The sequence below is a fragment of the Streptomyces malaysiensis subsp. samsunensis genome, assembly GCF_024519315.1.
In the GTDB taxonomy this organism is placed as follows: Bacteria; Actinomycetota; Actinomycetes; order Streptomycetales; family Streptomycetaceae; genus Streptomyces; species Streptomyces malaysiensis.
In genome coordinates this window covers 1-11982 of the sequence record NZ_JANIIC010000019.1, presented here as the reverse complement: position 1 = coordinate 11982, position 11982 = coordinate 1, and the positions used below count along the sequence as shown (strand labels likewise).

7 protein-coding genes and 1 pseudogene are annotated in these 11982 nt (G+C 70.4%); 7 read left to right on the top strand and 1 reads right to left on the bottom strand.

All coding sequences use genetic code 11. The annotated features are described in order from the left end of the window. Window positions 1-60: 60 nt before the first annotated feature. From NQU54_RS17815 to NQU54_RS17795, 5 genes and pseudogenes are all read left to right on the top strand, one after another. Window positions 61-2157, top strand: a complete 2097-nt coding sequence (locus NQU54_RS17815) for an APC family permease (RefSeq protein ID WP_069867820.1) — start codon at window positions 61-63, stop codon at window positions 2155-2157. Window positions 2158-2260: 103 nt separating this feature from the next. Beyond that, window positions 2261-3604 (top strand): class I SAM-dependent RNA methyltransferase, encoded by a 1344-nt coding sequence (locus NQU54_RS17810; RefSeq protein WP_257631933.1) that lies wholly within the window; start codon window positions 2261-2263, stop codon window positions 3602-3604. A 207-nt stretch (window positions 3605-3811) separates the two neighbouring features. Continuing rightward, window positions 3812-5923, top strand: a complete 2112-nt coding sequence (pabB, locus tag NQU54_RS17805; RefSeq protein ID WP_257631932.1) for an aminodeoxychorismate synthase component I — start codon at window positions 3812-3814, stop codon at window positions 5921-5923. Window positions 5924-5996: 73 nt separating this feature from the next. Continuing rightward, window positions 5997-6926, top strand: coding sequence for an AurF N-oxygenase family protein (locus tag NQU54_RS17800; RefSeq protein WP_257631931.1), 930 nt, complete (start codon window positions 5997-5999; stop codon window positions 6924-6926). Window positions 6927-6971: 45 nt separating this feature from the next. Continuing rightward, window positions 6972-8291, top strand: a pseudogene (locus tag NQU54_RS17795) (class II 3-deoxy-7-phosphoheptulonate synthase); the annotation flags it as partial. 75 nt (window positions 8292-8366) lie between these two features. Here NQU54_RS17795 and NQU54_RS17790 read toward each other — a convergent pair. Beyond that, on the bottom strand, window positions 8367-9308 hold the full coding sequence (locus NQU54_RS17790) for a hypothetical protein (RefSeq protein WP_257631930.1): 942 nt from the start codon (window positions 9306-9308) through the stop codon (window positions 8367-8369). Window positions 9309-10041: 733 nt separating this feature from the next. Between NQU54_RS17790 and NQU54_RS17785 the strand changes: the two genes are divergently transcribed. Both NQU54_RS17785 and NQU54_RS17780 read left to right on the top strand, forming a co-directional pair. After that, window positions 10042-10779, top strand: coding sequence for a helix-turn-helix domain-containing protein (locus NQU54_RS17785; protein ID WP_231981256.1), 738 nt, complete (start codon window positions 10042-10044; stop codon window positions 10777-10779). Between the two features lie 86 nt (window positions 10780-10865). Next, window positions 10866-11654: a helix-turn-helix domain-containing protein gene (locus NQU54_RS17780; protein WP_257631929.1), complete on the top strand. Its 789-nt coding sequence runs from the start codon at window positions 10866-10868 to the stop codon at window positions 11652-11654. Window positions 11655-11982 lie beyond the last annotated feature (328 nt).

Here is an 11982-nt window from a genome sequence, read left to right as displayed (position 1 = left end):
TCGAGATCCCGGGGACGGGCGGGTGGGCGGGGACCGGGCCTACCCCTTACGATCCTCTGCGTGTCCAAACTGACCGACCTCCCGAAACGGATCTTGATCGGGCGGGCCCTGCGCAGCGACAAGCTGGGGGAGACCCTCCTCCCGAAGCGCATCGCGCTCCCCGTCTTCGCCTCCGACCCCCTTTCCTCCGTCGCGTATGCGCCGGGGCAGGTGATGATCGTTCTGTCCGTGGCGGGTGCGTCGGCCTACCACTACAGCCCGTGGATCACGATCGCGATCATCGTGCTGATGTTCACGGTGGTCGCCTCGTACCGCCAGAATGTGCACGCGTACCCCAGCGGGGGCGGTGACTACGAGGTCGCCACCACCAACCTCGGCCCCAAGGCGGGTCTGACCGTCGCCAGCGCCCTGCTGGTCGACTACGTCCTCACGGTGGCCGTGTCGATCTCCTCCGGTGTGGAGAACCTCGGTTCGGCCGTCCCCTTCATCGTCGAGAACAAGACGCTGTGCGCGGTCGGGATCATCCTGCTGCTGACGCTGATGAACCTGCGGGGCGTACGGGAGTCGGGCAAGCTCTTCGCCGTCCCCACCTATGTCTTCGTCGGCGGCGTCTTCGCGATGATCCTCTGGGGCGCCTACCGGGGGCTGGTGCTGGGCGACGACATGAAGGCCCCCACCGCGGGCTACGAGGTGCACGCCGAGCAGACCGGGCTGGCCGGCTTCGCGCTGATCTTCCTGCTGCTGCGCGCCTTCTCCGACGGCTGCGCGGCGCTGACCGGTGTCGAGGCGATCAGCAACGGTGTGCCCGCCTTCCGCAAGCCCAAGAGCCGTAACGCGGCGACGACGCTGGCGTTGATGGGCGGCCTCGCGGTGACCATGTTCGTGGGCATCATCACCCTCGCCCTGGCCACCGACGTCAAGATGGCCGAGAACCCCGCGCACGACCTGCTGAAGAACGGGGCGCCGCTCGGCGCCGACTACACCCAGAACCCGGTGATCTCGCAGGTCGCGGCCGCGGTCTTCGGCGACGGCTCGTTCTTCTTCGTGGTGCTGGCCGGGGCCACCGCGCTGGTGCTGTTCCTGGCCGCCAACACCGCGTACAACGGCTTCCCGCTGCTCGGCTCGATCCTGGCCCAGGACCGCTATCTGCCCCGCCAGCTGCACACCCGCGGCGACCGGCTCGCCTTCTCCAACGGCATCGTGCTGCTCGCCTCGGCCGCCGCGGTCCTGGTCTACTTCTACGGGGCCGACTCCACCCGGCTGATCCAGCTCTACATCGTCGGGGTCTTCGTCTCCTTCACCCTCAGCCAGACCGGCATGGTCCGGCACTGGAACCGCCATCTGGCCACCGAGCGGAACCCGAACGCCCGCCGCCGTATGGTCCGCGCCCGCGCGATCAACACCTTCGGGGCCTTCTTCACCGGTCTGGTGCTGGTCGTGGTGCTGCTGACGAAGTTCACCCACGGCGCCTGGGTCGCCCTGCTCGGCATGGTCATCTTCTACGTCACCATGTCGGCCATCAGGCGCCACTACGACGGCGTCTCCGAGGAGCTCGCGGCCGCCACCGAACAGCTCGACGAGGAGGAGGTGCGCCCCTCCCGGGTGCACTCCATCGTCCTGGTCTCCAAGATCCACAAGCCGACGCTGCGGGCCCTGGCCTACGCCAAGCTGATGCGCTCCCACCGGCTGGAGGCGCTGAGCATCAATGTGGACCCCGCCGAGACCAAGGCGCTCCAGACGGTGTGGCACGAGCGCGGTATCGATGTGCCGCTCAAGATCCTGGACTCGCCCTACCGCGAGATCACCCGGCCGGTCATCGACTACGTCAAGAGCCTGCGCCGGGAGAGCCCGCGCGATGTGGTCTCCGTCTTCATCCCGGAGTACGTGGTCGGCCACTGGTACGAGCATCTGCTGCACAACCAGAGCGCGCTGCGGCTCAAGGGGCGGCTGCTGTTCACCCCGGGCGTCATGGTGACCTCCGTGCCGTGGCAGCTGGACTCCTCCGAACTGGCCCGGAAGCGGGCGCGCAAGCGGGCCGAATGGAACGCGCCGGGGTCGGTGCGGCGTGGCCCGGTGGTTCCGGCCAAGCGGGAGAAGGGCGAGAAGGGACCGAAGGGCGAGCAGCCGGGCGTCACCTCGCAGGTTCCTGGGCGGTAGGCCCGTGGGGCCTGGGCGTGACGGGGTGAGGGCCGGCGGGACGTAGACTGGTGGGCTGTTGTCCCACCGCGTCCTCTCACCCCTTCTGGAGCCTGTGCCCGCCATGCAAAGTGAACCCAAGGCATCGCTGGTCGGCGAGGAGTACGAGGTAGAGGTCGGCCCGGTGGCGCACGGCGGCCACTGCATCGCCCGGACCGCCGAGGGCCAGGTGCTGTTCGTCCGGCACGCGCTGCCCGGTGAGCGGGTCGTGGCCCGGGTGACCGAGGGCGAGGAGGGCGCGCGCTTTCTGCGCGCCGACGCGGTGCGGGTGCTGGACGCCGCCAAGGACCGGGTGGAGGCGCCGTGCCCGTTCGCGGGGCCCGGCAAGTGCGGCGGCTGCGACTGGCAGCACGCCGCCCCCGGCGCCCAGCGCAGGCTCAAGGCCGAGGTGATCACCGAACAGCTGGCCCGGCTGGCGGGGCTCACCCCCGAGGAGGCGGGCTGGGACGGCACGGTCGAGCCCGCGCCCGGCGACAAGGTGGCCCGCGGCGAGGTTCCGGCCTGGCGCACCCGGGTGCAGTACGCGGTGGACGAGCAGGGCCGCCCCGGACTGCGCCGTCACCGCTCGCACGAGGTCGAGCCCATCGACCACTGCCTGATCGCCGCCCCGGGCGTCACCGAACTCGGCGTCGAGAAGCGCGAATGGCCCCAGATCTCCACCGTGGAGGCCATCGCCGCCACCGGCTCCTCCGACCGGCAGGTGGTCCTCACCCCGCGCCCCGGCGGCCGGCTGCCGCTGGTGGAGCTGGACCGGCCGGTCTCCGTGCTGCGGGTCAGCGAGCCCCGCGGCCGTGAGCGGACCCGTCTGGTGCACCGCGTCCACGGCCGCCCGTTCGTCCGTGAGCGGGCGGCGGGCCGCACCTGGCGGGTGGGCGAGGGCGGCTTCTGGCAGGTCCACCCGAAGGCGGCGGACGTGCTCGTCGAGGCCGTGATGCAGGGGCTGATGCCCCGCAGGGGCGAGATGGGCCTCGATCTGTACTGCGGTGTGGGCCTCTTCGCGGGCGCGATCGGCGAGCGGGTGGGGGAGCGGGGCGCGGTGCTGGGCATCGAGTCCAGCAAGCGCGCGGTCGAGGACGCCCGGCACAACCTCCAGGACCTGGAGCGGGTCCGTATCGAGCACGGCAAGGTCGAGCAGGTGCTGCCCCGCACCGGGATCACCGAGGCCGACCTGATCGTCCTGGACCCGCCCCGCGCGGGCGCGGGCAAGGAGACGGTGACCCGCCTGGCGGCCCTTGGCGCCCGCCGTATCGCCTACGTCGCCTGCGACCCGGCGGCGCTCGCCCGCGACCTGAAGTACTTCCGCGAGGCGGGCTACGCCCCGCGCCGCACCCGCGCCTTCGACCTCTTTCCGGTGACGCATCATGTGGAGTGCGTTGCCATCCTCGAACCGGTGGCCAAGCGCTCCTGACCTGCCGTCGTTTCCCGCCGAGTCTCCGACGCCATCCAGCGTTGGTGACGGCGCGTTCCTGAAGTGCCATGAAGCCGTCGTCGGCCGACGACGTACTCGCTTATGCGACTGGAATATGCCTGACGATGTTCAAAGGCATGGAAATCCCCAGGAAAAGAAGTGGTCACAGGCTTTGATGTGACCTCGGAAAATCTTGGACGGTCCGTGATGCGTACCTTGCTGCTGGACAACTATGACTCGTACACCTTCAACCTGTACCAGTTGATCGCCGACATCAACGGCCAGGAACCCGTCGTCATGGTCAACGACGATCCGATGTTGTCCAGCCTGCGGCTGGAGGACTTCGACAACATCGTCGTCTCACCCGGCCCCGGACGGCCGCAGAACGCCCGTGACGTCGGTCTCCTCGGCGATCTGCTGCGCCGCGCCACGCTGCCCGTGCTGGGCGTCTGCTTCGGCCATCAGATGATCGCGCACCTGGCCGGAGCGTCGGTGGTCGCCGCGCCCGAACCGAGACACGGGCACCTCGCCAAGGTCTCCCACGAGGGAGATCCGCTGTTCGCCGGAATTCCGAGTGAATTCGTCGCGGTTCGCTACCACTCGCTGTGCGTGCGGGAGCCGCTGCCCGAGGAACTCATCGCCACCGCCTGGGCGGACGACGGTGTGCTCATGGCGCTGCGTCACCGCGATCGGCCGCAGTGGGGCGTGCAGTTCCACCCCGAGTCGGTCGCCTCCCAGTACGGGCGTGAGATCCTTCAGAACTTCGCCCAACTGACCCGGCTGACCCGCCGTACGCAGCACGGACAACCGCCGTCCGTCACCGAGACCATCGCCGTCACCGCCCCGGCCGACGAAACGCCCGGCGCGGTCGAGGAACTGGGAATCATCAGCACGGTCGTGCCGACCGCCGCCGATTCCGAGGCCATTTTCCTCAAGCTCTTCGACAACACCCCGTACTGCTTCTGGCTGGACAGCAGCCGGGTGGAGGAGGGCCTGTCCCGGTTCTCGTTCCTCGGTGACACATCGGGCCCGCTCAGCGAGGTCCTGACCTACCGCACCGGCAGCGGGGCGGTGGAAGTGCGCGATGCGAAGGGTGTCGACACCGTCCCCGGCAGCGTGTTCGACGTCCTCGAACAGCGGTTGCGCGAACGGCGCATACCCGACTCGGACCTGCCGTTCGACCTGACCGGCGGCTACGTCGGCTACTTCGGTTACGAACTCAAGGCCGAATGCGGGGCCACGGCCCGCCACACCGCCGAAACGCCGGACGCCATGTGGATGTTCGCCGATCGCGTCATCGCGGTCGACCACCAGGAGGGACTGACCTACCTGGTGGCCGTCCACGACGAGAAGACCCGGCGCGACGCGCAGGAGTGGGTGGAACGGACGTCCGCGCTCCTGACAGGCATGAAACCGGCCGACGCCGAGCCGCCGCGCGAACCTGCCGCCGGCCCGCCCCCGAACGCCGAGGAGTACCTCGGCCGCGGCCGGAGCCAGTACCTGGCGGACATCACGGAGTGCCAACGGCAGCTGAACCGGGGCGAGAGCTACGAGATCTGCCTGACCAACCAGTTGCACATGCCGTTCCATGACGACGACACCTCCTTCTACCTGAGGCTGCGCCGGGCCAACCCGGCACCGTACGCCGCGCTCCTGCGCCTCGGTGACGTCACGGTCTTCAGCTCCTCGCCGGAGCGGTTCCTGCGCATCGAGAGAGACCGCACGGTCACCAGCAAGCCGATCAAGGGCACCGCCCCTCGCGACGCCGACCCGGTGCGCGACGCCGAGCTGGCCGCCACCCTCGCCACGAGCGCCAAGACGCAGGCCGAGAACCTGATGATCGTCGACCTGTTGCGCAACGACCTGGGCCGGGTGTGCGAGGTGGGCAGCATCGACGTCGACCCGTACCTGGCCGTCGAGAGCTACGAGACCGTGCACCAACTGGTCTCCACCGTCCGTGGACGGCTCGCCGACGGGGCCAGCGCGATGGACTGCGCCCGGCGGTCCTTCCCGGGCGGGTCGATGACCGGGGCGCCGAAGCTGCGCACCATGGAGATCATCGACCGCTTGGAGACGGAGGCCCGAGGTGTCTACTCCGGCGCCCTCGGCTACTTCGGCCTCTCCGGCGGCACGGACCTGAACATCGTGATCCGTACCGCGGTCCGCGTCGGTGACCGGTTGTCCATCGGAGCCGGCGGAGCCATCGTCCTCGACTCCGACCCGCATGAGGAGTACGAGGAGATGCTGCTCAAGGCGGCGGCGTCGCTCCGCGCCTGGCGCGCGCCGACGGTGTCGGACGTGGGCGGCTCCCCACGATGAACACAGCGATGGGGAGCCGGTCATCGACTCCTGGCTCCGATTCCTGTGGTGAACCCATGAAGGAGGTTTCCCGATGACCGCGGCACGTGAAGAGCCCAAGTACGAGCGTGACTTGCTGGTGCAGCTGACGCGCCGCTGGGGGAAGCGGGTGGCCGTCAAGAAGGACGAGCTCGACCTCGACGGTCACTTCGACGCGGCGCTGCCGGACTTCCCCGAACACCTTGTCCCGGTGCTGGCGCTGCCGGGTGCCGACCGGCTCGACCGGGACGCTCGTGAGCGCATCCTGTCCGCGGCGTGGATCTCCTACAACGCCAAGACCGCGGCCATCGAGGACGAGATCATCCTGCCGGCCTGCCGGTTGATGCTCCAGGAACGGATCCCCGTCCGCCGCGACGACGTCGCCGTCGACGCGCTGCACCAGACGATCATCGATGAGCACTACCACATCCTGATGTGCCACAACGCCGTCGGCGTCACCCGCAGGCGGCGCGGCCTGGAGGACGTGCGGTTCGCGCCGGGCGTCTGGTCGGTCGTCCGGGGACTGGAGGCGGTCCGCGTCGGGCTGTCCGGGTTCGACCGCGACATCGTCGACATCGCGTTCTCCCTGGCCGCCGAGACGACGATCAGCGGTTTCCTCTCCACGCTCGCCACCGCCCAGGAGATCCAGCCGATGAACCGGATCACCACCGATCTGCACCGGCGGGACGAGAGCGGACACGCGGTGGTGTTCCGCGAGTTGTGCGGCTCGCTCTACCGGAACCTGGACGGCGCACAGCGGGAAATGTTCCGCGAAGCGCTCGTCACCGGGCTGACCGCGTTCCGCTCCGCGGACCTGGACCCCTGGGTGACCGTGGCGGCCCAGGGCGGCTTCGAGATCGACACCGATCAGCTGAGCGAGTGGGCCGCGTCCCGTCCCGCGCCCGCGCGGGACACCGGACCGTTGCAGCTGCTCCTCGACGACCTGGGCATCAGCCACGACCTCGTCGAGATGGTCCGGCGCTGACCGCCCCCCGCACCGCCCAGCCATGAGAAGCGGACGGAGACCACGTTGACCCTCACCGGCGAAGCCGCCGCGGACTGGCGGACACTCGTCGCCCATCAGCGGCCGGAGTGGCCCAGCCCGGCTGAGCTCGGCGACGTGGCGGATCGCCTGGCGGCCTCGCCCCCGCTGGTCACGCCACAGGAGTGCGACACGCTCACCGCGCAACTCGCCCGGGCGGCGGAGGGCAAGGCGTTCCTGTTGCAGGGTGGCGACTGCGCCGAACGTTTCGACCGCCTCTCGGCGCAGGCGATTCACGGCAAACTGCGCCTCCTGGAGCGGATGGCCGTGATCCTGACGTACGCGTCGGCGGCGCCGGTGGTCAAGGTGGGCCGGATGGCCGGGCAGTACGCGAAGCCCCGATCCCGGCCGACCGAGACCGTCGACGGGCGCACACTGCCGGTCTACCGGGGCGACGCGGTGAACGGCATCGGCTTCAGCCAGGCCGAACGACGGCCGGACCCGGCCCGGCTGCTTCGGATGTACGACGCTTCGCGTCACACCCTGGACGTCATGCGCGCATTCGCCCGTGGCGGCACCGATCTACGCCAACTGCACCAGGAGAACGAGGACTTCGTCTCACGCTCGGCTGCCGGTGAACGCTACGGCGAACTCGCCGGTCGGATCGGCCGGGCGCTGTCCTCCGAGGACGCGTGCGGCGGCGATCCGTCGCGCACCACGGAGCTGTTCGCCAGCCACGAGGGACTGCTCCTCGACTACGAGGCCGCGCTGACCCCCCACAACCCGCGTTCCGGCCGGAGGTACGCGGGCAGCGGCCATATGCTGTGGATCGGCGACCGCACCAGACAGCTCGACGGTGCCCACGTCGCCTACTTCGCGACCATCGACAACCCGATCGCGGTGAAGCTGGGCCCCGCCACCACGCCCGAGCAGGCGCTGGCCCTGATCGACCGCCTCGACCCCGACCGGCGGCCGGGCCGGCTGACGTTCATCGTGCGCATGGGGGCACACCGCGTGCGGTACCTGCTGCCGGAGCTCGTGGAGAAGGTCGCGGCTTCCGGCGCGCCGGTGGTGTGGGTGTGCGATCCGATGCACGGCAACACCTTCGAGGCGCCCAGCGGGCACAAGACCAGGCGGTTCGACGACATCCTCGCCGAGGTCGCCGGCTTCTTCGAGGTGCACGAGGCGCTCGGCACCCACGCCGGCGGACTGCATGTGGAGCTGACCGGCGAGGACGTGACCGAGTGCGTCGGCGGCGGCGCCGATCTGGGTTTCGACGACCTGCACCGCAGGTACGAGTCGGCGTGCGACCCGCGCCTCAACGGAGGCCAGGCGCTTGACCTGGCCTTCCGGGTGGCCGAGATGTTCAACCCGGGAGCAACCGGCGTCATGGCGCCGGACGCGGCGGTGAGGGCCGCGGCCCCCCTCGCGCGGGCGGCGGCATCAGCCGGGCGGGGCGGTGGCCACTTCCGGGTGGGGTCGGAAGTGGCCCCGGGTGAGGGTCCACATCATCGCGCCGCCCGCCAGGACGGCGCACAGGTGCAGGGTGATCGCGAGGCTCAGCCGCTCCGGGAGGACGACGTCCGGGGGTGACGCGATCGCCACGTACAGCGTGAAGGGCAGCTTCCAGCCGCTCCACGCGAACAGCGAGCCGGAACCGAGCCAGCCGAGGACCGACGGCAGCCAGCGGGGGAGCCGGCCGGGACCTTCGCGGCCCGGTCGTGCCACGGCGAACGCGGCGACCAGCGCCCAGGTACCGCAGATCCCGCACAGCAGGCGCCAGGTGGCGCGGCCCTCGTCGGGGTGGGCGAGGCCGGCGGTGCCGCCCGCCGCCCAGTACAGCCACATCAGCCCCACGGCGGCGCCGAGCGCCACGGCCGCCCGGCCGAGCGGTGAGGGCCCGCCGCCCCGGCCGCTGAACGCCTCCGGCCAGCGCCTGCGCAGATAGGCGGGGAGGGCCAGGGTGAGGCCCAATCCCATGCCGATGAAGCCGAATTGGATCAGGGCCGCCTCCCAGCCGGGCATCCGCGGGTCGTTGCCGCCTCCGGAGCCGTCCGGCTCCGACAGCAGCGAGTCGGCCACCGCGTACGGCAGCATCGACACCAGGAATCCGGCGCCGACCCAGGCGCAGAACACCAGTGGCGCCCCGGGCAGCCGCATCCCCCACGGCCGGGCCAGGGCCAGCCCGAGGGTGATCCCGACGGCCGCCATGCCGACCGTCACGGTGTTGAGCACCACCCATTCGGCGAGTCCGAACCCGGCCCCGACCGGCGCCAGGCCGAGCAGCGAGCCGACCACCCACGACACCTTGATCACGGCATACGGGGCCATGGCGGCGGCGCCCCCGTACGCGGCCAGCCGCCCCATCCGGTCCCACCGGTCCATCGAGCTCTCCTTCTGTGCGGTGCGATCATCTTCGCGCTCGGTGCCGGGGGCCGCCTCCCTCTCCGGGACCATCCGGCTCCGCCGCGCGGGGGAGCCGGATTCGTTCCCGGGCAGGATGGGTGGGGAGCGGAAAGCGTGGCCGAATTCATTCCTATTGCGCGGCTATTTTCTTCATCGCTCAACAAAGAAGGACCCAATTCACGGCGCTTTTCAGTCGATAGCGCCGACCCAAAAGCCTGGTGCTGATGTGGCCATTGCGGACTACTGTGGCGTAAGGTGCTCGATTGGCCCCTGGGGCCGTGCCATCACCTGATCACCGTAGGCAGCAAGGTGCCTATGGGGGAGCGGCGTTGACCTCAAGAGGACAGCGGTGTGGCGAAGCGTGATCGCACGCATGCGCTTCGGCGTGAAAAGGAGGGGGAGCGGTTCCGTTTAGAGGGTCGGTGCGCAGCAACCTGACAGCGGCGGCGCATCGGTGCACGCCTCATGAAAAACGGTCGTTTACTTGGTCTTTGGCCGGTGAGCGCCTTGACTCGCTTACGGTTGACCAAATCTGTTGGCTCAATCTAGTGTCCAATACACTGCTACGCACGGTGTCATTCCGCTCGGGTGAATTCTCATGGCTCGGTGGATGGCGGCTGAGGCGAACCGGTGCATGCCAATCGACGGGGGATTCGGGATGGGTGTGGCAATTGATCCACGTGGTATTGATCCACGTGGTGCCGATGAGACGGTGGAACGCTCCGAGGACCACGCGTCTCATCTGGAACAGGCGCTCTTACAGGCGCGCAAGCTGATCGAGTCCACGGTGCTGCTGCATTCGCGCAGACTGACGACGCCCTCGCCGGTGGTGCGCACCGACGGCGCCCGGCTCGGCGACTCCCTCGCCCAGCTCATCGGCGGGGCCCGGTACTCGGTGGCCGTGACCCTCACCGGCGCGGGCGCCTTCGAGAACGCCGTGATCGGGGCCTTGGACCGCACCCCGAGCCGGGCCGTGGTCCGGATGCTGTGCAATGTGCCGGCCGCCGAGGGGGTGGCCGAGCGGCTGCGCCCGCTGACCCGGGTGCGCCCCGAAGTCCGCGTCTCGCAGAGCGAGTTGCGCGGCATCGTGGTGGTCGACGGCGCCTCGGCGCTGGTGCAGACCCACGACCAGGAGCCGGAGGGGCAGGTCGCCGTGGTCAACGACATCGGCGCCGTACGGGCCCTGGAGCTCCTCTTCGCCGGTGCCTGGTCCCGCGGCCGCAAGCTGGCGGACCACCTCGGGCTCGCGCCGAGGCTGCGCACCGAGTTCGCCCGGACCGTTCTGGAGGCCCTGCGCGCCGGTCACACCGATGAGACCGCGGCGCGGGCGATCAATGTGTCGCTGCGCACCTACCGCAGGCATGTCGCGGAGATCATGCGCGAGCTGGACGCCAGCTCCCGCTTCCAGGCCGGGGCGCGCGCGGTCGAGCTCGGCCTGCTCGCCGACTGAGGGCGACGACACAACGCTGTCGGGACCGGGCCGCCACGGGGGACCGCGGCGGCCCGCTGATCCATATCTTCAGGGGGATGGTTGGCATGTCCGGTTGGCGCGAGGACGAGCTCGAAAAGGCCCTGTTGGAAGCGAAGGCGCGCATCGAGTCGATGGTCGCGCTGCACCGGGACCGCAGCTCCCAGGAGCAGCTCATCACCGTGGTCGACAACGCCTACGACGTGGTGCTGGAGACGGCCGGTGGCCTCGTCAAGGAGGCCAGGACCAGCATCGACATCATCCACGCGCGGCGGCCGTCCAGGATGGACCGGTTCCAGCGGCGCAGCGACCAGGTCGAGCGGGGCCTGCTCTACGGCGCCCAGGAGGGCGTGACGATCCGGCTGCTGACCACGCCCACGCTGCTGGACGACGACTTCGTCCGCGAACAGCTGGGCCGGGAGCGGCCGGTGGCCATCCGGGTGGCCCATATGCCGCCGCTCCAGGCGCTTATCGTGGACGACAGCGTGGCGCTGGTCGTGGCCGAGTCGGCGGCCGGCCGGCGGACCTCGGTGATCCGGGTGGCGGAGCTGCTGCACTCGCTGCGCATGCTCTTCGAGTCCATCTGGAAGGACGCCTTCCGGGCCGGGGAGCGGTTTGTCTTCGGGGACCGCACCCGGGCCGCGTTCGCCCGGCGCATCCTCAGGTACCTCCAGGCCGGGGTCACCGATGAGGTCGCGGCCCGTGAGCTCACCGTCTCGGTGCGCACCTATCGGCGCTATGTCGCCGACATCATGTCCCAGCTCGGCGCGAACTCCCGCTTTCAGGCCGGAGTTCGCGCCGCTGAGCTGGGGCTTCTCCCGCCGACGCCGGGGGCGGAGCCGAATGGGCGCGGCTAGGGGGGTCCGGCGGATCTTGACGCCTGCGGCGGGCTGTTCCCCTCCCCGCCCCTTCCCGTAACCGGGGCTCCGCCCCGGGCCCCGGGTTCCGGGCGGGGGCTTTGCCCCGGACCTTGGGCGGGGGCTTTGCCCCGGACCTCGGGCGGGGGCTGTGTCCCGGGCCTTGGGCGGGGGCTTTGCCCCGGACCTCGGGCGGGGGCTGTGTCCCGGGCCTTGGGCGGGGGCTGTGTCCCGGGCCTTGGGCGGGGGCTGTGTCCCGGGCCTTGGGCGGGGGCTTTGCCCCGGACCTCGGGCGGGGGCTTTGCCCCGGACCTCGGGCGGGGGCTTT

Bases quoted from the DNA above. Each gene is read 5' to 3' on its own strand.
- NQU54_RS17790 (WP_257631930.1), bottom strand. From the start codon at position 9,308: ATGGACCGGTGGGACCGGATGGGGCGGCTGGCCGCGTACGGGGGCGCC.
- NQU54_RS17780 (WP_257631929.1), top strand. From the start codon at position 10,866: ATGTCCGGTTGGCGCGAGGACGAGCTCGAAAAGGCCCTGTTGGAAGCG.
- NQU54_RS17810 (WP_257631933.1), top strand. From the start codon at position 2,261: ATGCAAAGTGAACCCAAGGCATCGCTGGTCGGCGAGGAGTACGAGGTA.
- NQU54_RS17800 (WP_257631931.1), top strand. From the start codon at position 5,997: ATGACCGCGGCACGTGAAGAGCCCAAGTACGAGCGTGACTTGCTGGTG.
- pabB (WP_257631932.1), top strand. From the start codon at position 3,812: ATGCGTACCTTGCTGCTGGACAACTATGACTCGTACACCTTCAACCTG.